The organism is Aliiroseovarius sp. F47248L (assembly GCF_023016085.1).
Classification (GTDB): domain Bacteria; phylum Pseudomonadota; class Alphaproteobacteria; order Rhodobacterales; family Rhodobacteraceae; genus Aliiroseovarius.
Genome location: NZ_JALKBF010000001.1, coordinates 945,988 through 971,184 on the forward strand (window position 1 = coordinate 945,988; position 25,197 = coordinate 971,184).

General features: G+C 57.8%; 27 protein-coding genes and 1 tRNA gene. 17 read left to right on the forward strand and 11 right to left on the reverse strand.

Annotation, left to right across the window (positions count from 1 at the left end; all coding sequences use genetic code 11):
- The first annotated feature begins 8 nt into the window (after nucleotides 1-8).
- The 4 genes from nuoN to MWU51_RS04730 are packed head-to-tail and all read left to right on the forward strand — an operon-like array spanning nucleotide 9 to nucleotide 4,647.
- Complete coding sequence (nuoN, locus tag MWU51_RS04715; protein WP_247035154.1) at nucleotides 9-1,445, forward strand: NADH-quinone oxidoreductase subunit NuoN; 1,437 nt, start codon at nucleotides 9-11, stop codon at nucleotides 1,443-1,445.
- Nucleotides 1,435-2,199, forward strand: a complete 765-nt coding sequence (locus tag MWU51_RS04720; RefSeq protein ID WP_247035156.1) for a biotin--[acetyl-CoA-carboxylase] ligase — start codon at nucleotides 1,435-1,437, stop codon at nucleotides 2,197-2,199. The genes nuoN and MWU51_RS04720 overlap by 11 nt, the downstream gene beginning before the upstream one ends.
- Before the next feature lie 10 nt (nucleotides 2,200-2,209).
- Nucleotides 2,210-2,989 (forward strand): type III pantothenate kinase, encoded by a 780-nt coding sequence (locus MWU51_RS04725; RefSeq protein ID WP_247035158.1) that lies wholly within the window; start codon nucleotides 2,210-2,212, stop codon nucleotides 2,987-2,989.
- Nucleotides 2,986-4,647, forward strand: a complete 1,662-nt coding sequence (locus MWU51_RS04730; protein ID WP_247035160.1) for a ribonuclease J — start codon at nucleotides 2,986-2,988, stop codon at nucleotides 4,645-4,647. The genes MWU51_RS04725 and MWU51_RS04730 overlap by 4 nt, the downstream gene beginning before the upstream one ends.
- Before the next feature lie 125 nt (nucleotides 4,648-4,772).
- Here MWU51_RS04730 and MWU51_RS04735 read toward each other — a convergent pair whose 3' ends face one another.
- From MWU51_RS04735 to MWU51_RS04745, 3 genes are all read right to left on the reverse strand, one after another.
- Nucleotides 4,773-6,182 carry a DEAD/DEAH box helicase gene (locus MWU51_RS04735; protein WP_247035162.1) on the reverse strand — a complete coding sequence of 470 codons (1,410 nt, stop codon included), beginning with the start codon at nucleotides 6,180-6,182 and terminating at the stop codon, nucleotides 4,773-4,775.
- A 146-nt stretch (nucleotides 6,183-6,328) separates the two neighbouring features.
- The gene (locus MWU51_RS04740; protein WP_247035163.1) at nucleotides 6,329-6,991 is read right to left on the reverse strand and encodes a hypothetical protein; all 663 of its coding nucleotides are present in this window, start codon (nucleotides 6,989-6,991) and stop codon (nucleotides 6,329-6,331) included.
- A 3-nt stretch (nucleotides 6,992-6,994) separates the two neighbouring features.
- Entirely contained in the window at nucleotides 6,995-8,602 is a 1,608-nt protein-coding gene (locus MWU51_RS04745; protein ID WP_247035164.1) for a peptide chain release factor 3, read from the reverse strand.
- 122 nt (nucleotides 8,603-8,724) lie between these two features.
- Here MWU51_RS04745 and MWU51_RS04750 point away from each other — a divergent pair, with 122 nt between their 5' ends.
- From MWU51_RS04750 to MWU51_RS04765, 4 genes are all read left to right on the forward strand, one after another.
- A complete protein-coding gene (locus MWU51_RS04750; RefSeq protein WP_247035165.1) occupies nucleotides 8,725-9,504 on the forward strand; it encodes an SDR family oxidoreductase in 780 nt (259 codons plus the stop codon).
- A gap of 88 nt (nucleotides 9,505-9,592) precedes the next feature.
- On the forward strand, nucleotides 9,593-10,636 hold the full coding sequence (locus tag MWU51_RS04755) for an aldo/keto reductase (RefSeq protein WP_247035166.1): 1,044 nt from the start codon (nucleotides 9,593-9,595) through the stop codon (nucleotides 10,634-10,636).
- 43 nt (nucleotides 10,637-10,679) lie between these two features.
- Nucleotides 10,680-11,201 carry a lipocalin family protein gene (locus tag MWU51_RS04760; protein WP_247035167.1) on the forward strand — a complete coding sequence of 174 codons (522 nt, stop codon included), beginning with the start codon at nucleotides 10,680-10,682 and terminating at the stop codon, nucleotides 11,199-11,201.
- 41 nt (nucleotides 11,202-11,242) lie between these two features.
- Nucleotides 11,243-12,148: a DMT family transporter gene (locus tag MWU51_RS04765; RefSeq protein WP_247035168.1), complete on the forward strand. Its 906-nt coding sequence runs from the start codon at nucleotides 11,243-11,245 to the stop codon at nucleotides 12,146-12,148.
- A 3-nt stretch (nucleotides 12,149-12,151) separates the two neighbouring features.
- Here the strand turns inward: MWU51_RS04765 and MWU51_RS04770 are convergent, their stop codons facing one another.
- Both MWU51_RS04770 and MWU51_RS04775 read right to left on the reverse strand, forming a co-directional pair.
- Nucleotides 12,152-12,877 (reverse strand): NUDIX hydrolase, encoded by a 726-nt coding sequence (locus tag MWU51_RS04770; RefSeq protein ID WP_247035169.1) that lies wholly within the window; start codon nucleotides 12,875-12,877, stop codon nucleotides 12,152-12,154.
- A 16-nt stretch (nucleotides 12,878-12,893) separates the two neighbouring features.
- A complete protein-coding gene (locus MWU51_RS04775; RefSeq protein WP_247035171.1) occupies nucleotides 12,894-13,322 on the reverse strand; it encodes a DUF983 domain-containing protein in 429 nt (142 codons plus the stop codon).
- A 198-nt stretch (nucleotides 13,323-13,520) separates the two neighbouring features.
- On the opposite strand from MWU51_RS04775, the gene MWU51_RS04780 reads away from it, so the two are divergent.
- The 4 genes from MWU51_RS04780 to MWU51_RS04795 all read left to right on the forward strand — a co-directional run bounded on the left by MWU51_RS04780 (nucleotide 13,521) and on the right by MWU51_RS04795 (nucleotide 15,706).
- Nucleotides 13,521-14,105 (forward strand): EF-hand domain-containing protein, encoded by a 585-nt coding sequence (locus tag MWU51_RS04780; RefSeq protein ID WP_247035173.1) that lies wholly within the window; start codon nucleotides 13,521-13,523, stop codon nucleotides 14,103-14,105.
- A 77-nt stretch (nucleotides 14,106-14,182) separates the two neighbouring features.
- Complete coding sequence (locus MWU51_RS04785; protein WP_247035175.1) at nucleotides 14,183-14,770, forward strand: RNA polymerase sigma factor; 588 nt, start codon at nucleotides 14,183-14,185, stop codon at nucleotides 14,768-14,770.
- Nucleotides 14,757-15,197, forward strand: a complete 441-nt coding sequence (locus MWU51_RS04790; RefSeq protein WP_247035178.1) for a hypothetical protein — start codon at nucleotides 14,757-14,759, stop codon at nucleotides 15,195-15,197. Before MWU51_RS04785 ends, MWU51_RS04790 begins: the two co-directional genes overlap by 14 nt.
- The gene (locus MWU51_RS04795; protein WP_247035180.1) at nucleotides 15,194-15,706 is read left to right on the forward strand and encodes a periplasmic heavy metal sensor; all 513 of its coding nucleotides are present in this window, start codon (nucleotides 15,194-15,196) and stop codon (nucleotides 15,704-15,706) included. Before MWU51_RS04790 ends, MWU51_RS04795 begins: the two co-directional genes overlap by 4 nt.
- Nucleotides 15,707-15,729: 23 nt before the next feature.
- On the opposite strand, the gene MWU51_RS04800 is transcribed toward MWU51_RS04795, so the two are convergent.
- Nucleotides 15,730-17,115, reverse strand: a complete 1,386-nt coding sequence (locus MWU51_RS04800) for a diguanylate cyclase (protein ID WP_247035187.1) — start codon at nucleotides 17,113-17,115, stop codon at nucleotides 15,730-15,732.
- Nucleotides 17,116-17,215: 100 nt separating this feature from the next.
- Between MWU51_RS04800 and MWU51_RS04805 the strand changes: the two genes are divergently transcribed.
- From MWU51_RS04805 to MWU51_RS04820, 4 genes are all read left to right on the forward strand, one after another.
- Entirely contained in the window at nucleotides 17,216-17,494 is a 279-nt protein-coding gene (locus MWU51_RS04805; RefSeq protein WP_247035188.1) for a DUF3572 domain-containing protein, read from the forward strand.
- Nucleotides 17,495-17,545: 51 nt separating this feature from the next.
- Nucleotides 17,546-18,241, forward strand: a complete 696-nt coding sequence (locus MWU51_RS04810) for an HAD family hydrolase (protein WP_247035189.1) — start codon at nucleotides 17,546-17,548, stop codon at nucleotides 18,239-18,241.
- Between the two features lie 73 nt (nucleotides 18,242-18,314).
- Nucleotides 18,315-18,911 carry a heme NO-binding domain-containing protein gene (locus MWU51_RS04815; RefSeq protein ID WP_247035190.1) on the forward strand — a complete coding sequence of 199 codons (597 nt, stop codon included), beginning with the start codon at nucleotides 18,315-18,317 and terminating at the stop codon, nucleotides 18,909-18,911.
- On the forward strand, nucleotides 18,908-19,915 hold the full coding sequence (locus MWU51_RS04820; RefSeq protein WP_247035194.1) for a diguanylate cyclase: 1,008 nt from the start codon (nucleotides 18,908-18,910) through the stop codon (nucleotides 19,913-19,915). The genes MWU51_RS04815 and MWU51_RS04820 overlap by 4 nt, the downstream gene beginning before the upstream one ends.
- 231 nt (nucleotides 19,916-20,146) lie before the next feature.
- Here MWU51_RS04820 and MWU51_RS04825 read toward each other — a convergent pair whose 3' ends face one another.
- Nucleotides 20,147-21,028: a cytochrome c gene (locus tag MWU51_RS04825; protein ID WP_247035208.1), complete on the reverse strand. Its 882-nt coding sequence runs from the start codon at nucleotides 21,026-21,028 to the stop codon at nucleotides 20,147-20,149.
- A 24-nt stretch (nucleotides 21,029-21,052) separates the two neighbouring features.
- A complete protein-coding gene (locus tag MWU51_RS04830; protein ID WP_247035209.1) occupies nucleotides 21,053-21,532 on the reverse strand; it encodes a cytochrome c in 480 nt (159 codons plus the stop codon).
- Between the two features lie 103 nt (nucleotides 21,533-21,635).
- Between MWU51_RS04830 and MWU51_RS04835 the strand changes: the two genes are divergently transcribed.
- Entirely contained in the window at nucleotides 21,636-22,493 is an 858-nt protein-coding gene (locus MWU51_RS04835) for a LysR family transcriptional regulator (RefSeq protein WP_247035210.1), read from the forward strand.
- A gap of 241 nt (nucleotides 22,494-22,734) precedes the next feature.
- On the opposite strand, the gene MWU51_RS04840 is transcribed toward MWU51_RS04835, so the two are convergent.
- From MWU51_RS04840 to MWU51_RS04850, 3 genes are all read right to left on the reverse strand, one after another.
- Nucleotides 22,735-22,809, reverse strand: a tRNA-Glu gene (locus MWU51_RS04840).
- 91 nt (nucleotides 22,810-22,900) lie between these two features.
- Entirely contained in the window at nucleotides 22,901-24,649 is a 1,749-nt protein-coding gene (gene recJ, locus MWU51_RS04845; protein WP_247035211.1) for a single-stranded-DNA-specific exonuclease RecJ, read from the reverse strand.
- Nucleotides 24,646-25,197, reverse strand: coding sequence for a cysteine hydrolase family protein (locus MWU51_RS04850; RefSeq protein WP_247035213.1), 552 nt, complete (start codon nucleotides 25,195-25,197; stop codon nucleotides 24,646-24,648). The genes recJ and MWU51_RS04850 overlap by 4 nt, the downstream gene beginning before the upstream one ends.

Here is a 25,197-nt window from a genome sequence, read left to right on the forward strand (position 1 = left end):
GAGCGCAGATGAACTCTGTTGATATTCAAACGGTTCTGCCTGAACTCGTTCTGGCCGTCTATGCGATGGTAGCCCTGCTGGCTGCGGTCTATACCGGCAAGGATGCGCTGGCCAAGCCGATCACCTGGATCACCGGTGCGGTGATGATCGTCATCGCATTGATGGTGGCTGGGATGGACGGAACGACTGCCGCGTTCGGGGGCATGTTCCTTGACGATGCGTATGCGCGGTTTGCCAAGGTCGCAATCCTGCTGGCCGCTGCTGCCGTTCTGGTGATGGGTGAGGCAACAATGTCGCGCCGCGGGCTTCTGCGGTTCGAATACCCGATCCTCGTAGCCCTAGGCACCGTCGGTATGATGATGATGGTGTCGGCAGGCGACCTGATGGCGCTTTATATGGGGCTGGAGCTGCAATCGTTGTCGCTTTATGTGGTCGCGTCGTTAAACCGCGACAGCGTAAAGTCGACCGAAGCCGGTCTGAAATACTTCGTGCTGGGCGCTCTGTCGTCGGGGCTGCTGCTTTACGGGGCCTCGCTGACCTACGGCTACGCCGGCACAACGTTGTTCACGGGCATCATTCAAGCCGCCAATGACGGACATGTGGGCCTTGGTCTGTTGATCGGTTTGGTGTTTGTTTCGGCGGGCCTGGCCTTCAAGGTCTCCGCCGTGCCATTCCACATGTGGACGCCGGATGTTTATGAAGGCGCGCCGACACCCGTCACGGCTTTCTTCGCGACCGCACCAAAGCTGGCTGCAATGGGCCTTTTCGGTCGCGTTCTGTTCGATGCGTTCGGTGGGGCCATCGGAGACTGGCAACAGATCATCGCCCTTCTGGCAGTATTGTCGATGTTCCTTGGTGCGATTGCCGCCATTGGGCAGACCAACTTCAAACGTCTGATGGCTTATTCGTCGATTGCGCATATGGGCTTTGCCTTGATGGGGCTTGCAGCGGGTACTGAATATGGTGTCCAAGCCATGCTTCTCTATATGGCTGTTTACCTGACCATGAACATCGGCACCTTTGCTTTTATTATCTCGATGGAGCGTGACGGTCGCCCGATTGCTGATATCTCGGCCCTGAATCAGTTTGCACTGAAGGATAAACTCAGGGGATTGGCGATGCTGGTCTTGCTGTTCTCGCTGGCCGGTGTGCCGCCTATGCTGGGCTTCTTTGCCAAATACGGTGTGCTGATTGCCGCTGTTCAGGCAGGGCTGACATGGCTTGCTGTGGCAGGTGTCGTTGCGTCGGTCATCGGGGCGTTCTATTACCTGCGCATCGTCTACTTCATGTATTTCGGGGAGGAAGGCGAAGGGCTTGAGCTCAAGATGTCGCCCGCAGCCTGGTTGGCGCTGGTCGGATCGGCAGCGATTGTCATTTTGGGTGTTGTGAACTTCTTTGGCATCGAAACGGCCGCCGCCGCAGCCGCCGAAGCCCTTGTCAAATAATAGCCGCACGGCGTGGCCAGAGGGCGTTGGAAAACGTGTTCTGGATCAGGTCGACAGCACGAATGAAGAGGCCCGGCGCATCGCGCCGGGTCTTTTGGGTCCAACATGGATCCTGGCGCATCGCCAGACCGCAGGTCGTGGGCGTCGTGGCCGGGCGTGGGCAGATCCCGTCGGGCATTTCTCGGCCACATTGGTCATGCGCCCGACCGAACCGCCAGCGCAAGTCGCGCTTAGAAGCTTTGTTGCGTCGCTTGCCCTGTTTGATGCCCTTGTCATGGCCACAAGACTTACGGATGCATTTTCCCTAAAATGGCCCAACGATGTGCTTCTGAATGATGGCAAAGTGGCTGGCATTCTGTTGGAAAGTGCTGGGATGGGCACGCAGATCGGGCATTTTGCGATTGGGATTGGTGTCAATCTGATCGACGCGCCCGAAGGAGCGGCCATCGAAGGACGCGCCGTTGCGCCTGTCAGTCTGGCCGGGGAAACTGGGGTCAGCCTGACACCAGAGGCGTTTCTTGACCTGCTGGCCCCCGCCTATGCAAAGCACGAAGCGACGTTCACCACCTACGGTTTTGCGCCCATTCGTGAGGCGTGGCTGGCCCGCGCCGCCCGTCTGGGCGAGGTCATCACCGCGCGCACCACGCACGCCGAATATACCGGACGGTTCGACACGGTGGACGAAGAGGGCAACCTTGTCTTATCAACGACCACATCCCGCGTGGTGATCCCCGCGGCCGAGATTTTCTTCTAAGGGGCAACGCATGCTTTTGGCGATCGACTGCGGCAACACAAACACAGCATTCTCGATCTGGGATGGCGACAAATTTCTGTGCACAATGCGCACATCAACCCACCATTCGCGCACAGCGGATGCGTATTTCACGTGGTTTTCGACTCTGATCAATCACTATGGGATCAAGCCGGATATCGACGACGTGGTGGTCAGCTCGACCGTGCCGCGTGTGGTTTGGAACCTGCGCGTGTTCGCAGATCGGTTTTTTGGCTGCCGCCCGCTGGTTGTGGGAAAACCTGATTGCCTTTTGCCGGTGCCACCCCGTGTTGACCAAGGGGCGACCCCCGGGCCCGACCGTCTGGCCAATGCGGTGGCTGCCTTTGAACGCTATGGTGGCGATTGCATGGTGGTTGATTTTGGCACGGCCACGAATATTGACGTTGTGGCCCATGACGGCGCCTATATCGGGGGGGTGATTGCACCCGGCGTAAACCTGTCACTTGAGGCTTTGCACCAAGGGGCTGCCGCACTGCCCCATGTGGATGTGACTCAACCAGACAAGGTGATTGGCTCCAATACGGTGGGGTGCATTCAATCCGGTATTTTCTGGGGCTATGTTGGTCTTGTGCAAGGGCTGGTGCAAAAAGTGAAAGATGAATACGGTTTGCCGATGAAAGTCATTGGCACTGGTGGTCTTGCGCCGCTTTTCGAGCAGGGCGCGCATCTCTATGACGAGATCGACCACGACCTGACCATGCATGGGCTGGTCAGCATATACAAATATAACAAGGAACAGGGCAACATATGACCGCTGACCGTCTGATTTACCTCCCGTTGGGGGGCGCCGGCGAGATCGGCATGAATGCCTATGTCTATGGCTATGGCAAACCCGGAAAAGAGCGCCTGATCCTTGTCGACCTGGGCGTGACTTTCCCGGATATGGACACCACACCGGGTGTTAACCTGATCATGCCAGATATCACCTGGCTTGCTGACAATGCCGACCGGTTGGAAGCGATTTTTATCACTCACGCGCATGAGGATCACGTGGGCGCGGTGGGGCGGCTTTATCCCCGACTAAAAGCACCGATCCACGCGCGCCCATTCACCCGCTATCACGCACAGCGCAAGATGGAGGAGGCCGGGCAGGTGCCCGAAGTGGTCATTGCCGCAGACAGCTATCCGCAAGTGATCGAAGCCGGTCCGTTCAAGGTCAGTTTCCTGCCGCTCAGTCACTCTATCCCAGAAAGTGCGGGGTTGGTGATTGACACGCCCGCGGGGCGCATCGTGCATACGGGCGATTTCAAACTGGACGAAACACCCGTTCTGGGCGACCCGTTTGACGAGACGCTGTGGCGCGAGATTGCCAAACCGGGAGTGAAGGCGCTGGTCTGCGATTCCACCAATGTGTTTTCGACCCATCCCGGCCGCTCTGAGGCTGAGGTCGGCCCGGAACTGGTCAAACTGATCAGTGAAGCACCGCATATGGTGGTCGCGACGACATTCGCCTCGAACGTGGCGCGGGTGAAGCAACTCGCCGAAGCGGGCAAGGCTGCGGGGCGATCTGTCTGTCTTCTGGGCCGTGCGATGCGGCGTATGATCCAGGCCGGTGTCGAAACTGGCATTTTAGGGGATTTTCCCACAACAGTCTCGGTTGAAGATGCGCGTGATATTCCGCGCGAAAGCTTGATGCTGATCGTCACCGGTAGTCAGGGCGAGCGGCGCGCGGCGTCGGCTCAACTGGCGCGTGGAAAATATATGGGGCTGTCCATGGCAGAAGGGGACATGTTTCTGTTTTCCTCCAAGACCATTCCGGGCAATGAACGCGGTGTGATCCGTATCATGAACGCGTTTTCCGAGATGGGTGTGGATATGGTCGCGGAAAGCGATCGCTATCACGTTTCGGGTCACGCAAACCGACCTGATCTGCAGCGGGTTCACGACATCATCAATCCCCAGATGGTGATCCCGATGCATGGGGAACACCGCCACTTGCGCGAACATGCCAAGCTGGTGGAAGAGGGCGGCCGCAACGCGCTGGTCGTCGTGAATGGTGCGGTGTGCAACCTGACAGGCGACACACCACATATTGTCGAGCATGTGGACACGGATCGGATCTATCTGGATGGCGATATCCTGATAGGGTCGTTGGATGGGGTGGTGCGAGATCGCATCCGTATGGCGCTGAACGGCCATGTCATCGTGAACGTGATCGTCGAAGGGGACGATCCGTTGGGAGATCCGTGGGTCGAACTGATGGGATTGCCAGAGACCGGCAAGTCGAAAGCGCCATTGGTAGACGTGCTGGAAGAAGATCTGGGCCAGTTCCTAATGCGCGCCGGGCGCAAGACTTTGCGCGATGACGACAAGCTAGGGGAAGAGTTGAAGCGTCTTGCCCGCAAGTCCACCAATGACGAGATCGGGCGCAAACCCGAAGTGACCGTTGTTGTTAGTCGTTTGGAGTGACAGGATTTGCCGCGCGATGCGCGGCGTCCTATGGCGGGGATATTTCTTGCCAGAAGAAAACACGGACCCAAAGAAAGAGACCCGCAAGATCAGGTGCGGGTCTTTTTTGTTTATGTGCGTGCAAATTAGCCGGTGCGGCGTTCGTCGAAGCTCTTAGCGATGAAATCGGGCAGATGATCACCCATTCCGATTGATTTGCTGTCGTGCTTTTGGTCACGACGATCCGCGCGCGCACGCGTTTTTTTCTTTTCTTTGACTGGCTGCGCTGCTGGTTGGGCCGGGGCGACGTCCTTGGGCTTGGCGTCACTTTTGCTGCTACGGGGACGTTTGGCAGGCGTGCTGTCTTGCGCGTCGGCGTCTTTGCTGCGGGCAGGAGCAGGCTTGTCGCCAAAGGGGTTATCGACGCGGGGGATCTTGCTTTCAATCAGCCGTTCGACAGCATCAAGGTTCTTTTCGTCACGCGGCTCGCAAATCATGATTGCCTTGCCATCACGCCCGGCACGTCCGGTGCGTCCGATACGGTGCACGTAATCTTCTGCGTGTCCGGGCACATCATAGTTGAACACGTGGCTGACGTTTGGAATGTCCAGCCCACGAGCCGCCACGTCCGAGGCGCACAGGAACTTGAGCGTGCCCGCGCGGAACCCGTCCAGCACCTCCATCCGCTTGGACTGTTCCAGATCGCCGTGAATGGGCGCCGCGTCATAGCCGTATTTCTTCAGGCTTTTTGCGGTGATATCTACATCTGTCTTACGGTTGCAGAAGATGATCGCGTTTGTGCAGGCATCACCTTCGCGGTCGATCAGTGCACGCAGAAGCTTGCGTTTTTCACTGGCGGCACGATCGCGGCGCGAGGCTCTGAACATGCACAGTTCCTGGCTGATCGTCTCGGACGCTGTGGCTTGGCGTGCCACCTCGATCCGGGCAGGGTTTGACAGGAAGGTGTTGGTGATCCGCTCGATTTCGGGGGCCATTGTTGCCGAAAAGAAGAGCGTCTGGCGGGTGAATGGGGTGAGCGAGAAAATCTTTTCGATGTCAGGGATAAAGCCCATATCGAGCATCCGGTCAGCCTCGTCGACCACCATGATCTGCACGCCAGTCAGCAAAAGCTTGCCGCGTTCGAAATGGTCCAGCAGGCGGCCGGGCGTCGCGATCAGCACATCAACTCCGCGGTCAATCGCCTGATCCTGTTCTTTGAAGCTGACTCCACCGATCAAAAGAGCTTTGGTCAGTTTCACATGCTTTGCGTAGGTGTCGAAGTTCTCCGCCACCTGGGCGGCCAGTTCACGCGTGGGGCACAGCACAAGCGAGCGCGGCATCCGTGCGCGGGCACGACCACGGGCAAGGGCTGTGATCATCGGCAGGGTAAAACTGGCGGTCTTGCCTGTGCCGGTCTGGGCGATGCCCAGCACATCGCGCCCTTCGAGAGCATGCGGGATGGCGCCTTCTTGAATGGGGGTCGGGGTCTCGTAGCCCGCTTCGTCGATTGCTTTCAGCACCTTAGGGCTGAGTTTCAAGTCAGAAAATTTGGTCATGTATGTCCTGTTTCACGGACAACACTGGCCCGTGCGGATGGGAAGGGAAGGCCCGGATGGCCGGCTCGCAATATTTGCGCCCCTTCAATATGCCCTGTGGGTAAAGAAAAACCGGGGCATGGTCAATGACATGGGTTGGTTTGTGGTCAATCCGGGCAATGCGTTGCGATTGTTGCCACAGTCGCGGCGCTGTGATGCAGGATAGGAGTGTAACCTTCGCGCAGGACGCCAATGATAGGGGCAGGGGTCAACACGATCTGCGGGCCGTTTGGTTTATCGGTCTTGGGACCGTAACCATCAGTCAAGCAAGGCAGAACGTGATTGCGCCAAACCAGATGCGGGGCACCTTCGTGGAGGATGAAGCAGCCATCTGGCAACGATATCCCGTCCGCGGTGTGGCGGATCTGTGACCGTTTGCGATTGACCCGGCTGTGGTGCAGAGATTTATCAATTTCTTTGTGCCCGTCGGAATTTGCCCCAGAAGTTTGCCAAGCCATTTTGAACGCGCGATAGGCATCTGGTCGGCAATAGGCACATGGGCGATGACCGGCGGCCAGCCCAACGGCTTCGTCCAGAAAAAACAGGGGTGTCCACGCGCGAGCGGGCATGGGGCCGTGATATCGACCTTTGGGATGGGTCAGGTCGCAGATGATCCAGTGTTGGTGCTTCCAGCGAGAAACGCCAAGCCGTCCGTCACGAAAGGGCAGAATTCCCCGATTTCCAGTAAAAATGCCCCGTGCGTGATTTGCTACGATCTCTCCCGTCGGCAAAACGCGGTTTTGTAACGGTGAGGGGCGCGGTGGGGGCATTGTTCAGACCATCATTTCCTTCGTCGCCGAGAGTTTCAATGCCGGATAGTCGCGTTCAACACGATCAATATCCCATTGAAGACGCGTCAAAAATACCGGATCGCCGTCATTATCATACGCGATGTGCTGCTTGTTGGTCTCGACCAGTTTTTCAACCTCGTCTTTCTCGCCGATGATCCAGCGGGCTGAGGTGAATTGCGAGGCTTCAAAGCGCACGGGCAACCCATATTCCTGTTCAATCCGACTGGCGAGCACTTCGAACTGCAGCGCGCCGACGACGCCGACGATGAAACCCGATCCGATGTTGGGTTTAAACACCTTGGCTGCACCTTCTTCGGCAAACTGCATCAACGCTTTTTCAAGATGCTTGGCCTTCATCGGGTCGCCCGCCCGCACGCCCTGCAGAAGCTCTGGCGCGAACGAGGGGATGCCAGTGGCGCGGATCATTTCGCCTTCGGTAAGGGTGTCGCCAATGCGCAGTTGCCCGTGGTTGGGGATGCCGATGATGTCGCCTGCCCAAGCCTCCTCGGCTAGTTCGCGGTCCGAGGCTAGGAACAAGACCGGGTTCGACACAGCCATCGGTTTTTTCGTGCGCACATGGGTCAGTTTCATGCCACGCTTGAAATGGCCCGAAGCCAACCGCATGAACGCCACGCGGTCGCGGTGTTTCGGATCCATGTTGGCCTGTACCTTGAAGACGAAACCCGCGACCTTGGTTTCCTCGGGCGCGATGGCGCGGGGGCTGGCTTGCTGGGGCTGTGGTTCGGGGCCGTAATCTGCAATGCCCTGCATCAGTTCTTGCACGCCGAATGAATTGATGGCTGAGCCGAACCAGATCGGTGTCATATGCCCTTCCAGCACCGATTGCGGGTCGAGCGAGGGCAGCAATTCGCGCGCCATTTCGACCTCTTCTAGAAACCTTTCCAGCATGTGCGCTGGCACGTGTTCGGCAAGTTTTGGGTCGTCCAATCCGTTGATCTCGACCGTTTCGGCCACCACGTTGCGGTCGGCGCGATCCATAAGCTCCAGACGGTCGTTCAGAAGATCGTAGCAACCAAGGAAGTCGCGGCCCATACCTATGGGCCAGCTGGCGGGCGTTACGTCAATCGCAAGGTTTTCCTGAATTTCATCAATAATATCGAAGGTGTCCCGGCTTTCGCGGTCCATTTTGTTACAGAAGGTGAGGATCGGCAGATCGCGCAGGCGGCAGACCTCGAACAGTTTCTGCGTCTGACTTTCCACGCCTTTCGCCCCGTCGATTACCATCACGGCGGCGTCCACGGCGGTCAGCGTGCGATACGTGTCCTCGGAAAAATCCGAGTGGCCGGGCGTGTCGACCAGATTGAAACGGTATTTGCCGAAATCGAACGACATGGCCGACGCAGAGACCGAGATGCCTCGATCCTGCTCCATCTTCATGAAGTCTGACCGCGTGCGCCGCGCTTCGCCCTTGGCGCGCACCTGTCCGGCCATCTGAATGGCGCCACCATATAGAAGGAATTTCTCGGTCAGGGTCGTCTTGCCGGCGTCCGGGTGGCTGATGATCGCAAAGGTGCGACGGCGCGCAATCTCGGGCGGCAATTCGGGGCGGTTTGATGCGGTGTCCAACATGGGATGGCATATAGCGACGGGGACGGGCGCGCGCAACAAGGATGCGCTTCACTCGCCCCGGCGGCCCTGCTAGGTCTGGGCAGGACTTGGCGCCAAGCGGCGCGAACAGATGGGAGGTTCCAATGGATCTTGGTATTTCAGGCAAGCGGGCGCTGGTATGTGCGTCCTCGAAAGGGTTGGGGTTGGGTTGTGCGCGGGCTTTGGCGCACGCAGGCGTGTCGTTGGTGATGAACGCCCGGACCGAGGGGCCGCTTTTGGCCGCCGCCGATGCGATCCGTGCCGAAACCGGCGTTGACGTGGTGGCGGTCGCCGCTGACGTGACGACGGAGGACGGACGCGCGGCCTTGCTTGCGGCGGCAGGTGATGTCGACATCCTTGTGACCAATGCTGGCGGTCCACCGCCCGGCATGTGGTCGGATTGGGATCGCGACGACTTCATCGCCGCACTTGATGCCAACATGCTGGCACCGATTGCCCTGATGCAGGCGCTTGTGCCCGGTATGGCTGACCGCGGTTGGGGGCGGGTGGTGAACATCACCAGCCAGTCGGTGAAATCTCCGATTGCGGTTCTGGGCTTGTCCAACACCGCGCGCACCGGGCTGACCGGTTTCGTCGCGGGCACCGCGCGGCAGGTGGCGGGGCAGGGTGTCATCATCAACAACCTGCTGCCGGGCATCCACGATACCGACCGCGCCACCGCGCTGGACAAGGGCGTGGTCGAGGCACAGGGCATCACCATGGACGAGGCTCGCGCCGCCCGTCAGGCGACCATTCCCGCAGGGCGATACGGCACGATTGACGAGTTCGGCGCCACTTGTGCTTTCATGTGTTCGCAACATGCAGGCTACATGGTGGGGCAGAATATCCTGCTGGATGGCGGTGCGGTGAATACGACGTTCTGACGGTGCATGGCCCGCGCGTTTTGGGGTTGTTCTTGCGAAGGCGATGGGCAACCTTGCCGCGGCAAACAGGGTGAAAGGGAAAAGCAAAATGCGAATGAACAAACTGGCAGGCGGAGAGCTTGAGGTCAGCGCATTGTGTCTTGGCTCTATGCTTTGGGGGTCCACCAATACCGAGGCCGAGGGCCACACCCAGATCGACATGTCGCTGGATCACGGTATCAACTTCATCGACAGCGCCGAGATGTATCCGGTCAACCCGATCAAGGCGGAAAGATGTGGTCGCTCTGAGCAGATAGTCGGAAGTTGGGTCGCTAAAACCGGGCGGCGGGACGATGTGGTTATCGCCACGAAAGTGTCGGGCGACAATCCGGGCTGGAAGCGTGGTGGAAAAGGCTACAATGGTGCGATCATTCACGAGGCGGTGGACGCAAGCCTGACCAACCTGAACACCGACTATATCGACATCTATCAGACCCACTGGCCCATTCGCGGCAGCTATGCGTTTCGCCAAAACTGGACCTTTGACCCATCTGGCCAGAACAAGGACGAGGTCGAAGCCCATATGCGTGACGTGCTCAAGGCGATGGCAGAAGTCGTGGCCGCCGGCAAGGTGCGCCATTTTGCACTGTCCAACGAAAGCGCATGGGGCACTGCTGAATGGCTGCGCATCGCGCGCGAAATGGGTGCGCCTGAAGTGATCTCGATCCAGAATGAATATAGCCTGATGTTCCGGCTGGCCGATACGGATCTGGCCGAACTGTGTATGAACGAAGGCGTGCGCGTGCTGGCCTATTCACCGCTGGCCACGGGGCTTCTGACGGGCAAGTATCAGAACAACGCGGTGCCCAAGGGATCGCGGATGGACCTGTCGCCAGGGCTGGGCGGGCGGGCTACACCACGGGCCTTCGAGGCGGTGGAAGCCTATCTTGCCTTGGCAAAAAAACACGGTTTGGACCCGGTTCACATGGCGTTGGCTTTTTCAGTGTCGCGCCCCTTCATGGGGTCGACCATCTTTGGCGCATCGTCGATGGAGCAGTTGACGCGCATTCTGGATGGCAAGGATTTGATCCTGTCAGACGAAGTATTGAAGGACATTGATCTGACCCATCGTGCCCAACCGATGCCATTCTAAAGGTCGAGTGCCAAGCGCCTGCAATATATGAAGGATAAGTGCCATGAAACGACGTCAAATGATGACTATGACCGGCGCGGCGGCCATGGCCGCCAGTCTGGCCGCCTGCGTCGGCGGCGGGTCAGGTGTCGAGTTTCATCGCAGTAAGACGCGACAACTCAGCTCGACCACGCGGTTTGACGCTGCGCGCTTCGCGGGGCGTTGGGAAATTCGCGGAGAGTTTGTCTATCCCGGTGAGAAGCCGTCTTTCGGGGCGGTGAACCTGACACATAGCAATGGCAAAATCACGGCGATGGATGTCTATGGCCCGTCGGGGCTGCTTGAGCGGTATCCAACCAAGCAACCCGCGCCTGGGCGGATCACCGTCGGTACGCCGCCCTTTGACACTCAATACTGGGTGCTCTGGGTGGACGCTGATTACCGCACCGCCGCCATTGGCACGCCTTCGGGCAGTTTTGGCTGGATCATCGACCGGTCGCGATCGGGAGGCGAGGATCGGATCAAGGCGGCGCGCGATGTGCTGGGTTTCAACGGTTACAACCTGTCGCGACTGCAAACACGCTAACCCATCTGGCGTTTCGTTCGTCCCTGTGCCAAAGGGACATCATGCAAGCCTGGATCCCGATCACTATTGCCGCCGCATTTTCGCAGAACCTGCGGTTCATGCTGCAAAAGCGACTGAAGGATACGCGACTATCCTCGACCGGGGCAACGCTCGCTCGGTTTGTCTATTCTGCACCCTTGGTGGCATTGATCCTTGTGATCTATCTGTCGACTACCGATCAGGCAGCACCGGTCCCCGGGGGGCGTTTCTTTTTGTTTGCGTTCACTGGTGGAATCGCCCAGATCCTTGCCACAATCTGCGTTGTCGCCCTGTTTGCCGAACGAAATTTTGCTGTCGGTATCACGTTCAAGAAGACCGAGGTCGTGCTGACCGCGCTGGTCGGTTTGGCGGTGCTGGGCGAAGGCGTCGGATTGGCCGGGGGTATGGCAATTGCCGTCGGGTTCCTGGGACTAATCCTGCTGTCCGACCCGCCCGAAGGGGGCAAGACCGGCTGGAAACGTTTCTTCAATCGGGCCGCAGCGTTGGGGCTTGGCGCGGGGTTTCTGTTTTCGGTGTCGGCCATCGGCTATCGCGGGGCGGCTTTGTCTTTGCCCGCACAGGACGTGGTGGCAAGGGCAGGCTTCACCCTTGCGGTCGTCACTGCGTTTCAGTCCTTGGTCATGATCATCTGGATGTCCCTACGCGAAAAGGGCGAAATCGCCCGCGTGTTTGCCGCATGGCGGGTGGGGGCGTTGGTGGGACTGTGTTCAATGATAGGCAGCTTTTGCTGGTTCACTGCCTTCGCATTGCAAAACGCGGCGCTGGTCAAAGCGCTGGGGCAGGTCGAGCTTCTGTTTTCCTACGCAGCCACGCTGTTTGTCTTTCGTGAAAAGGTCACCGGGCGCGAATATGCCGGGACCGCGCTGATCCTGATTTCGGTGCTGGTTTTGGTGCTTTTCCTGAAATAGCCCTTAACTGGCTGCGGTCAAAGGCCCAACGCCACCCAGCCGTTCAAACAGGCTTTCTTCGTCCGAATTGTTGAAAAAAGGCACCTGTGCGGGCGCGCCCAAATCAGGCAGGTTGCCAACAATTTCAGCCAGCACAACTTCGGTGATGAAGGGCAGGTCGAAGCGACGCACATCGTCCAGCGGGATCCATTGCAGGTGACTCAACTCGTCCGAAGCACGCGAGAAATCGTCGATGTCGGTGAGCAACTCGTCGGCATCCACCGCAAAGAAACGCGCGTCGAACCGACGCGGGCGTCCTTTTGGGGTGATTGCACGAAAGACGAACGCCATGCCACGGGCTGAGGGGATCAACCCCTCGTTCGCGAAGGCTTCCCATCCCGAGGGGATAGTGCTGTTCCAGTTGCCGGGTGCGGCCAGCATCTGGCCAGTTTCCTCCCACAACTCGCGGATAGCAGCCACCAGAAGCGCCGATGACAAGGCCGGGTCTGCCTGTTCGCCCAACCGAGTGCGGCAAGGTTCTGCCCCGCCCTCGGCCAGCGGCACATGGCTGTCGCTGGGGTCAACGGCCCCGCCGGGAAAGACAAACTTGTTAGGCATGAAGGCCGCCTTGGCCCCACGCTGCCCCATCAGGACGTGCGGACGGTCGGCTTTGTCGCGGATCAGGATGACAGTTGCTGCGTCCCGAATGATCTTCGACTTGTCTATCGCTTCGTTCAATGCCTCGCCCATTGCTCTGTCCACCCTCTTATTTGTCTGTCCCGGCTTTTATCGCGAACCCATGCATCCGCTTGGCCCACTGAAACCCGACCATGAATCCCTTGAACCGGGGTAGTAAGTATAACGACGCCGCAACCGTACCCACGGTGAAGATTGAGGCCAGCACCATCGGTTCCTGCACGAAATTCACATAGGTGATGTGCAAAAGCGGCGCCATCAGGTGCCCAACCACAAGAATGGTCAAATAGGCAGGGCCGTCATCTGCACGGTGGTGGTACAGCTCTTCCCCGCATACCGTACAGCTGTCATGGACCTTCAGATAGCCCTGAAACATTTTGCCTGTGCCACAGTTTGGGCAACGTTTTCGCCATCCTTTCTTGATCGCGGGCTTCAGCTCGCGTTCCTGCCCGTCATCGTGGGTCACGGGGCCGGGTGTCATCGTCATCACTTCGGTCATTTAATCGTCCTCTGTCGCGCACCGAGCCATACTAGAGAATGACGCGCGGAAAATCATGCCGTGAAATCGGTCTTGCGGCGGGATGTCGCGATTTTTTTTGTCAGACTGCGACGGAAACACACCCCTGCAGCGTTCAAGGGATATGACGCCGGACAGAAACAGGCCCGGCGCGAACAGGCAAGCAAAAAGGAATACACCATGAATTTGACGAAAAAACACGCTGCAACCGCAATTGCTTTGGTTTTGGGGGCGGCTGTTACGCTGGGCTCGACCAGTGCCATGGCTTTCGGGGGAAAAGACGGGCGCGGAATGGATGGCCCGCGGGGTGGGTTCATGCAAATGGAATTCACTGATCTGGACAGTGACGCAAACGGGCAAATCACTGTCGAAGATTTGCAGGCCAACGCACAGGCTCGGTTTTCGACAGCGGATGCTGATGGCAACGGGGAGTTGACGGTCGAAGAACTGCTAGCGCAGCGCAGCGCGAATATGGCCGAACGTCAGGCGGCTGCGGGTGATCAGCAGAAGCGCCCGGGGCCAATGTCTGAAAAACAGATGGGCTGGATGATCGAAAAGATGATTGCCAAGCGCGACAGCAATGGCAACGGCACGTTGAGCCTAGATGAAATGACCCCGGAACAGGCGCGGCTGGATCGTATGATTGACCGTTTCGACACCGATGATGACAATGCGATTTCGCAAGCCGAGTTCGATGAGGCACAAAAGGAAGCCTTCATGCGTGGACATGGCAAGGGTGGCAAAGGCAAGCGTAACGGCGGCTAAAACACAGGTCCGCCCCACGCAATTTTGGGGCGGACCAACCCGTTGCCACTTGCGGGCATTGAGGCTAGGCAGGACGGATGGAAATGGCTTTGGACGCGTATGCTGATGCATCGGATGACGCGCTTCTCGTCTTGTACGGGAATGGTGATCCCATGGCGGCAGAGCTTCTGACCCGTCGTCTTGCACCACGAATTCTGGGGTTTGCGGCGCGACTGCTGGGCGGTGATCGGGCCGAGGCCGAAGATGTGACGCAAGAGGCAATGTTGCGTTTGTGGAAGATCGCGCCAGACTGGCGCACCGGAGAGGCGAAAGTATCGACATGGCTGTTCCGGGTGGTGTCTAACTTGTGCACGGACCGGCTGCGAAGGCGGCGTACTGTCGACATCGACGCGATTGAGGAACCCGAAGACAGTACACCCGCCGCCGTTGATCGAATGATACAGGCGGATCGGGTTGCTGCTTTGCAAGCCGCGCTGAACAGCTTGCCTGATCGGCAACGGATCGCGGTGACGCTGCGTCATATCGAAGGGGAGACCAACCCCGATATTGCGCAGATCATGGATATCAGCGTCGAGGCGGTTGAAAGCTTGACCGCCCGAGGCAAGAGAGCGTTGGCACAAGCCCTGGCGGGCCAGCGAGAGGAGTTGGGATATGGCAAAGACTGACAAAAACATGCTGGATGATCGCGAGTTGGAGGCGTTGTTTGACGCCGCCCGGTTTGATTCAGCTTCGCCGTCTGACAGGTTGATGGCTGCCATACTTGACGATGCCGCCGCCGAACAGGTCGGGCGGGACGGCTCGCAACATACTTCGACGAACATCCCGCTTGAGCAGATACATGGCCGACGCCGTGCGCGCGGGTTTTGGGCCGATCTGAGAGCCAGCATGGGCGGATGGCCTGCCTTGGCGGGCATGGCGACAGCGACAGTTGCTGGGGTCTGGATCGGGTTTTCTTCTCCGACGCAGCTTGAAGCGATGTCGGGCGGTCTGGTTCTAAGTGGCAATTATTCCGCGACCGAACAATCCTATGTGCTTGAGGATCTGACCCCAAGCTATCTGGGAACCGACGTTTTTATGGAGGATGAGGGATGAGCACCCCCACTTTGCCATCTGCCGACCAATCTGGCGTCGGTCGCCAAAAATGGACGCGAGTTTTGCTGGTGGTGTCGCTGACACTTAACCTGCTGGTTCTTGGGCTGGTGATTGGAGCCAAACTGGGCGGCCATCGTGATCAAGGGTTTGACCCCCGCGGGCCCAATCGTGGTGCGATCCGCGATCTGGGTTTTGCGCCTGTGGCAGGCGCGCTGGAGCGATCGGATCGCCGCGAGATCGGTAAAATCCTACGGGATCGCAGCGGGTCGTTTGCCGAGAACCGCAAGAAATTGGAAGCCGAATTCCAGGATATGTTGTCAACCCTGCGTGCGGATCCATTCGATCCAGAGGCGCTATTGTTAACGATGACCCAGCAGTCCGAACGGATGCGCCAACGTGGCGAGCTTGCGCGCTCTGTCCTCGTGGAGCGGATCGCGCAGATGAGTATGTCGGAACGCCGTGAATTTGCGGACCGGATCGAACGATCCATACGCAAGCGTGCGCCATGATCGGCAACGCGCCTGAACAACACTCAGGCCGCGTCCGACACGAACGTTACCTGATTGCGGCCGTCTGATTTGGCGCGATATAGCGCCTGATCGGCAAATTCCAGCAACTCATGGGCCGAACTCGCGCATCGGGGCGCGTCGCTTGAAACCGCGACACCAATCGACAATGTCACATTGATGCCGTCCCGCAATCTGTCCGCGACAATCGGAAGGTCGCCGACCGCACATCGCAGCCGTTCGGCCATCGCTTGGGCTTGCCTGCGGCTGACGCCGGGCAGGGCGATCAGAAACTCTTCTCCGCCATAGCGTGCCAGCAGATCCATGTCGCGCAGATTGGCTTTAAGCCGCTTTGAGACCTCGACCAACACCTCGTCTCCGACTTGGTGTCCGAACTTGTCATTGATGGCTTTGAAGCGGTCAAGGTCCAGTACCATGATGGCATAGGGTTGGTCTTTCACCTGTGCCTCCCGCTCCAGCCTATCCAGATAGCTTTGGGCAAAACGACGGTTGTGCAAGCCGGTCAGCGGATCGCGCAACGCCAGCGCCAGATTGGTATCAAAGCTCTTGCGCAGATCGTCGCCTTCGAACTTCCGCGCCAGCAATCGCGTCAGACGCAAAGCCAACTCCCGCGCATCAAATCCGGGCCGAAGCACAGCATTTGCTCCCAGGTCAAGCGCCATCGAGCTGGGTGACGGGGTTTCGCCGCAATCCTGTACGACGATAACCGAATTGCGCGTTGTTTGGCGTGATCTGAGTTCGCTAACCAATCGCAATCCGTCAGATGTCTTGCTGAGAGTCGAGGCGATGACAAAAGCGTCGGGAACTGTTCCCATTGCACTGACATCCTCAAGTGCCTGAGATTGTGTCATGATATCAATGCGGTGCCGGATCTCGGTGGCAAGGTGCATCCGCCAGAATATGCCTGTTTCTGCATCTGGTGCGATCAAGGCAACCCGCGCATGACGCGCGAACAACGCGGGCGCTTCTGCGCATCCGAAATCACGCGACAACTCGCGTCGGCGCATCACTTCGTCATCCGCCCCTCGCGCGCGGATCAGGTTACGCACCATGGCCATCAAAGTGGCTTCATTCAGGGGTTTAGAAAAGACATCATCCGCGCCCGCCATGATCGCTTCTAGCCGGGCGCGTTGGTCATCTTGATCCGAGACCATGATGATCGGGATTGAGCCAAGCACAGGATCAGCCTTGAGCGCACGACAGGTGGACAGACTGCATTCAGTGCGCCCACGACCAAGAATGATAAGGTCCGGTTGCGTGCCACTGGCCAGTGCTACGACCTCGTCACAGCGATCCGTCTGAATCACCTCGTAACAGGCGACGGTCAGCTTGACCTTCAAAACGATGCGATTGGTCGCAAGGTCATCCGCGATTAGGATTCTCTCACTCATATCGTCAACTCGCCCTTGTCATTGTGCTTAGGTTTAAGGTCTGTTCATATTGCTGCCAGATTGGTTAAGAAAACCTTTCCAATCGTTAAGGAGTGTAAGAATGACGCCTGAAAAAGCCGAAACCACGGCGCTGAAAGCTTTGGGATGGCTGGTCGCAGACGAAGAGCTGTTGCCGGTCTTCATGGGCGCGAGCGGGGTCGATCAGGATGCTTTGCGAGAAAGCGCAGGGGATGCGGCCTTTCTGGGATCGGTGCTGGATTTTCTGCTTATGGATGATGCTTGGGTGATCCGGGCTTGCGATGCGTTAAGCCTGCCCTATGAACATTTGGCGATAGCCCGGCAGGTACTTCCCGGTGGAGCGCAAATCCATTGGACATGACGGAAAATCTATATTCTTCAATATATTGGGGATTTCCCGGAAAGAGCAAACATGACCGTTGACGCATTGCTGTTCGATAAGGATGGCACATTGTTTCTGTTCGAGGCGACATGGGAAAGCTGGGCACATGCGGTTCTGATGCGCCTCACGGATGGCGATCTGAGCAAAGCCCGTTTTATTGGCAAAGACATTGGGTATGATGTGGACCGGAAGGTTTTCCAGCCCACAAGCGTTGTGATCGCAGGAACGCCCTCGCAGATCGTCGAGCACCTTGGGCGACATGTTGCCTATTCGGCGGAAGCACTGGAAACACTTCTTAATGAAGAGGCTGCTGTCGCACCCCAGATCGAGGCGGTTGCTCTGGCACCGTATCTTGACGGTCTGCGCCAACGCGGGCTGAAAATTGGTGTGGCGACCAATGACGCCGAACGCCCTGCAAGGGCGCATCTGGACGCCGCTGGGGTGACCGGTAAGTTCGATTTCATCTCAGGCTATGACAGCGGCCATGGAGTGAAGCCTGCGCCGGGGCCGTGCCTGGCTTTTGCAATGGCGACAGGGGTTGCCCCTGACCGTGTGGCCATGGTGGGGGACAGCCTGCATGATCTGCATGCAGGACGTGCGGCAGGAATGAAAACAATCGCTGTATTAACCGGATTGGCACGCGCAGACGAGCTTGCCCCGTTTGCGGATGTCGTGCTGGAGGATATCGGGCACATCCCGGCATGGCTGGACAGGTCTACAGGCTGATTTTTCTACCTCATCGGCTGTTTCAATTTTGTTTACACTCGGCTGCTAAAGTCAGTTCAGAAACGAGTGTGATATGACGATTCATGGTTTGATATTCTGGTGTTTTGAAGGGTTCCTTATCTTTACCTATGGGGCCAGTCGATGGCGCTCCATCATTGGCAATCTTGAACTTGGTTATGACAGTTTCGAGCCGCTGTTTCGTTATGACATCGATCTGGCGAACCGTTTAGTCACAGAAGCCGCCCGACAGTTGGACAAACCACCCGACACTTTGCTGGAAGATTTCGGAACTTTCCTCGTTACCGATCAACGGGTCGAGCGGGTCCGGCGGCTGTTGCGTTTTGGAGGCGTGGACTACACCGACTTCCTTCATTCCCTTGAAGACCTGAGTGGCCGTGCTCAACTTGCTGTCCCGGATCTGGACTTGCCGGCGATTGAACTGGATGCGATCACGGCTGACGAGTTTCTGATCACCTGTCGCGGTGTCTCGCAAGGCGTTGGTTTTATACTTTTGGGAGTTCTGCGGGCTCTGGCAGACGACTATGGCGCGCTGGCCTATCTGGAACATCTGGGGCGCAAGGGGCAGGACGAGACCATATCGGTTCGGTTGCTGGAAATGCGCCACGGCACCGGACGCGCATTTCACCTTGCGGCCGGAGGCGTGCCATGACGCTGGCTGTTACCATCCCCATCGGACCACACACACTGGATCAGATGATGCCGATGCATTTGGTTTTAGATGGTGCAGCCCGGATCAGTCATGCGGGGCCTACAATTGAAAAAGTGTTTGGCACGCCGCTTGTCGGGCGCAGTGCGTTTTCCCTGTTCGAACTTCGACGCCCCCGCGTCGTGCGGTCGATGGACGATGTGCGCGCGATGGGAGATGCAAAAGTCTATTTAAGACTTAAGGATGGGTCGGGAACTACAATGGTTGGCGCAGTTTCGGTCCTGCCGGGCGGCCATCAGGTGCTCATGAATCTTTCCTTCGGATATTCAGTGGTCGATGCCGTCGCGCGTTATAAACTTGCCGGTTCCGACTTTGCGCCAACTGATCTGACCGTCGAAATGCTCTACCTGATGGAAGCAAAAACCGCTGCGATGGAAGCCACAACCCAGCTTGCCCATCGTTTGCACGACGAAAAGGCCGAAGCGCAGGTTGAGGCGATGACCGACGGATTGACCGGTCTACAAAACCGCCGAGCGTTTGATATCAACCTGGATCGACAGATCGCCCGTGGCGGGGTGTTTTCGTTGATGCATATTGATCTCGATTTTTTCAAAGCGGTCAATGACACCCAAGGTCACGCGGCAGGTGACGCGGTCTTGCGCGAAGTGGCCAGCGTGCTGCGGGATGAGACGCGGGATTCGGACATGGTTGCACGGGTCGGGGGAGATGAATTTGTCATACTGTTTGGTCGTTTGGCCGAGGCCGACATGTTGGAAAACATCGCTCGGCGCATCATCTCTCGGCTTGAACGTCCCATTCCATTCGATGGCAAGACTTGCAAGATTTCGGCCAGCATCGGAATTGCCCGCAGCACCGATTATGACTGTGTCACGGGCGAACAGATGGTGTCTGATGCCGATCTTGCGCTTTACATGTCTAAGGACAAAGGCCGCGCCTGCCAGACGATCTTTCGTCCCGAATTTAGACAAACCCGGCAGCAGGCATAGTGTCTGGCGACCGGGTTTTCCAATGTCGCTCTGAAAGCCAAGTTCCTTGTCGTTGTGCCCAACACCGCTCCGCTGCCCCGCGCGCCATGCCATTAATTGCCTTGTCGCTCGTGGTGTGGAGCGCATATGGATTTGCAAAAGGCGCCTGATCAAAGTCCACCTCTTCGTCAGTTTGGTGGCAGGTCGAGATCAAGGATGAGTTATTGACGCAGGAGCAAAGCGCAAGAGCCCCTAACTGGCATCGATGAGAAGCAGGTACGCCGCGATGGCTGAAAGATCACTGTCCGGCAATTGGCTGGTATTCGCGATTACGTCTACCATCTCGCCCCCAGCAGAATCGTATTCCGGGGTCAGACCTGTTTTCAGGTAGGCCACGATGTCAGCCTCGCTCCACCCAAGGGATGGCGCACGTAAATCGGGCGTGCGGCCCTTTTTGCCAGGGATCGCCGCGCCAGCCAGCCATTCATCGGTTTTCATGCCACCAAAAATGTTTCTTGGGGTATGACATTCGCCGCAATGCCCCATTGCCTCGACAAGCAATCGGCCACGCTCTTCCTGTTCGGTCAAGTCTTGGGCGATGACCCATTCGGGGTCGGTGAACAGCAGTTTCCATCCTCCGAGGCTGGCACGGATATTGAAGGGAAAACCGACATCATGCGTGCGGCTGGGTGTCTGGTCCGGCTCAAGGGTCCGCAAATGTGCGATCAAATCCGCCACATCAGATGGGTCGGCGCGCATATACGACCCATATGGAAAGACCGGAAAATAGTGCTGATTGTCGGGTGAGGTGCCCCTGAGTATCGCTGTGGCGATCTGCTCGTCGGTCCAATCCCCGATGCCATGCTCAGGATCTGAGGAGATGTTGGGTGCAAAAAAAGTGCCGAAATCGGTCAGGAATGCTTTGCCACCCGGAAGGCGAGTCTGGTCGTCTGACTCTGGTGCCATATGGCAACTGGCGCAGCCCATCGCTGCATAGACCAATTTGCCGTGGTCCGCGTCCGGTGTAAAACCGGCCAACGCGTCTGCAGGCAAGCGTTGCGGACGCGTGATTACCAACCCGATGGCGGCGACCACGCATCCGACAATGAATAATATCAAGACGATACGTTTCATGTAGCGATCAAAGGATCCGCGCTTTTATTCGTCGGGTTGACGGAAGTTTTTGTGGCACCCACCACAAGACGCCCCCAGAGGGCCCATGGCCGCCTTCAATGAATCGAGATCCATAGCAGCCGCTGATTGCATTGCGGTCGCTGCTGTCACCAGGTCTCCAGCTTTGGTGCCGACGTCACTTCCGTCCGCCCAAATCGCCGGCAGAGCACGGGTTTTTTCCATGCTTTGATTGTCCGTGCCGGGTAGCCAATAGCCTGATTGGGGAAGTTGGGCCAGCGTGGCGATAGTGTCAGCCGCTGCCGTAGCTGCTGCTGCATCATAGGGCATTTCCTCTTTCGCCATTGCGCCCAGAGTGCCCAGATTGAACGCATAAAGCGTCATATGGGCTTTACGTGCTTTGACCGCTGCTTCTTTCTGTGCGTCACTGATGTGATTATCTGCATAGGCAATGGCACCGACGGCCACACCGGCAATCGCGAGGCCTGCAATCAATGATTTCCGCATGTCTGGGCTCCTTATCTGTAAATTTGCGAATAGACTTGCAGAGAGGATAGCTGTTCGAAAATATGGCAACAGTTAGAATTTTTGCGCTGCAGGGTGTTAAAATATGCACAACGAAAATTGGGACGATCTGCGCTATGTCCTCGCGGTTGCCGAAACCGGATCGGTGTTGCAGGCGGCGAAACGTTTGGGTGTCAATCATGCGACCGTGCTGCGGCATTTGGCGGCGTTTGAAAACCGGCATGGGTTGCCGGTCTTTGAGCGGACGCCGAATGGTTATCGTGTGCTTGCGGATCGAGAGCATATCATTCGCGCAGCCCAGAACGCCGCTTCTGCGATCCAAGAAGTAGCACGACTTGCCGGGGGCGGGGAACGCGGAACGATGAAAGGAACGGTCCGTATTACCTCGACCGACACGCTATGTGCATTGGTCTTGCCGCGCATCACCCGCGCGATCAAAGCGGACAGCCAAGACCTGAACATGACGCTTCTTAGCAGCAACACTCATCTCGATCTGATCCGGGAACAGGCACATATCATCGTGCGACCGTCACTGAAGATTGCGGACGATCTGGTCGGGGTTGCGGCCTGTGAAATCGGTTTTGCAGCTTATGCGACCGAAACGTTTCATGATCAATGGCTTGGATTGTCAGGACCGTTAACCCGATCGGTGGCAGGCACATGGATGGCCGAAAATATCAGCCCCGACCAGATGACGACGGCATCAGACAGCTTTCTAACGTTGGCAGCGCTGGCCGCACAGGGGGCAGGAGCGGCAATATTGCCTTGCTTTGTTGGTGATTTGCACCGCGACCTTGTCCGCTTGTCGACAAAGGCGCCTCATCTGCGATCACCGCTATGGGTCGCACACCATGTTGATACGGTCCAGACTGCGCCTATGCGCGAGGTTGCAGGGCAGTTGAGTGATCGTCTGGCGGATCAGCGCGACAGCTTGCTGGGGTAGCCAACCGTCGGTTTGGACGATCATATAGTTGACCAATGTGGGTCAGATAATGAAGGCTTCCCGGCCTGAGTGTCGATATGAGGGATGGGTGGATGTCGTTGTGCCTGACTTTGTGTCGAACAGTTTCGGCATCACTTAGTGGTAAGAACGACCGACCCAAAAGGTAGTGAACTTCGGTTTCCGAGGCGAACGGATTAGTTCAACCATCAGAAACGATAGAATAAAACAAGTTATTGAAAAGTGGCAGCCCGTAGGGGAATCGAACCCCTCTTTCCAGGTTGAAAACCTGGCGTCCTAACCGATAGACGAACGGGCCACTCTGTCGGTGAGGGGGTTCTAAGAGAAAGGTTGGGGCCGTGCAAGAGGGTTTTTCAGCTTTTTTGAAAAAACTGGAAGACCCATGAAAATCAGGCTTTTGCGGCATCTTCCAGCCGCAATTGAGGACTGGAGCGACCTTGCCATTGGTTGATTTCGATGCGACCTGCAAGATGAAATCGCTGACCGGCATGTTGTTCCAGCATCGAACCAAGTGGGCCGTCAAACGCGCCGAAAGCGATGGCGTCAAGACGGGTTCCCATCCCATCGCCAAAGCTGACTTTCAGGTGGTTCTGGCCGACCCGTTTGGCAAACAGGATCTGAACATCGGGAAATGCGAAGCGGGGGGCGGGGGCTGATGCGCCGAACGGTCCGGCTTCTTCAAGCTTTTCGATCAGGTCGACGGTTGCGCCGGACGGCATCAAAAGTCCGTCGATTTTCAGATCAGCCACCCCAAGGTCGCCCGCCCCCTGCTTTCCAAGCAGGGCTGACAGGCGCTCCATCGCAGGGTGCAACTGATCGCGCGTCAAGCTAAGACCGGCGGCCATCGTATGCCCACCCCCTTTGGTGATCAATCCATCAGCGGCCAATCGTTGTATGGCAGCGCCAAGATCAATGCCGGTGACTGAGCGACCGGATCCTTTGCCGTCATTCCCGTCAAAACCAATCACAACAGCAGGGCGATTGGTGACTTCTTTCAGACGACTGGCGACGATGCCGACCACGCCGGGATGCCAGCCATCGGCCGCAGCCCAGACCAGTGGGGCATCCAACCCGCGTTCTTCCGCTTGGGTCATAGCGGCATCTTGAACGCGCGCTTCAATATCGCGTCGTTCAGCGTTGAGTTCATTCAGTTTATCCGCGATGGATCGGGCTTCGTTTATGTCCGTGGTGGACAGTAGCCGCGCGCCAAGATCAGCCTTTCCGATGCGCCCACCAGCGTTCACTCGCGGCCCCATCAGATAACCCAGATGGTAGGCGCGTGGCGCTTCATTCAGACCCGCCACATCGGCCAACGCTACCATGCCGGGCCGCGCCCGTCGGGCCATGATCTTCAGCCCTTGTCGTACGAAGGCGCGGTTGGCTTGGGTCAGGGGTGCCACATCAGCAACCGTTCCCAGCGCCACCAGGTCCAGCATGGAGATCAGATCAGGCCCGCCACGACCGGCTTCCCGCAAACGGCGACCCAGTTCGACCAGCAGCAAGAACACGACACCCGCGGCACAGAGGTATCCGGGCGCATCCGCCTCGTCCTGTCGGTTTGGGTTCACCAAGGCGGTGGCGTCAGGCAGGGTTTCGCCGCCAAGGTGGTGGTCCAGAACCACAACATCGGCACCCGCGCTGCGGGCAGCGCTGATCGGTTCAAAGCTCAACGTGCCGCAATCGACGCAGATGATCAGCGAATGATCGCGGGCAAGTTCCTGCATCGCGGGCACGTTGGGGCCGTAACCTTCATCAATCCGATCGGGAATATAGAGCGTGACATGGCGTTCAAAAAAACGAAACCAGTCGATCAGCAATGTGGCCGAGGTTGCGCCATCCACATCGTAATCGGCGAAAATCGCAACCCGCTCATGCTGATCCAGTGCACGTAACACACGCGTTGCGGCGGTTTCCATGTCTTTCAGCTTGCGCGGGTCCGGCAGCAGATCTCGCAGGGTCGGGTCCAGAAAACCGGCTGTTTCCTCGGGTGCTATTCCGCGCCGCGCCAGCACAGTGCACAAGGGGCCGGGCAGGCCGGATTGTTGCTCCAGTGCCTCGGCTTGACGGGTCATTTCGGTCGAAGGGCCTACCCAACGACGGCCTGTCGCAGACACTTCAACTCCTAGAAACGCGCTCACGTCACAGCCTCATTTGTGGCGATCACGCGCGCAAACTCTCCACTCAACTGATCAAGCGCCGCGCGGTGAATGTCTTCGGCGGTGGGCGCTGTCCCCGCGCGCCAGCTTGTATCGGCGTTTGTGGTAAAGGCTGCACAGGCGTCATGGATCAACGTAACGTCAAACCCCAGATTGGCGGCCATTCGCGTTGTGGTGGACACGCAATGCGGGGTGGTTAAGCCACAGATGGTCACAGCACGCAGACCGCATGAGTGCAAACGGGTTTCAAGATCAGTGCCGATAAAGGCCGAATTGACGGATTTTGTCAGCACCGGCTCATCTCTGCAAGGTGCGACAATGGATTTGATTGCAGACTGTCCGCCGTCAGGGTTCAGCGGGCTGCCGGGCATCGTGGACACGTGTTGAATGTGAAAGACGGGCGCAGAAAGCACCCGCCAATGGTCAAGCAGCCGTGCCGCATTTTCTTCGGCCTTCGGGTTGTTGCGCGCACCCCAGAACGGGTCATCGAACCCTTCCTGAATGTCGATCAGGATGAGCGCAGAAGTCAT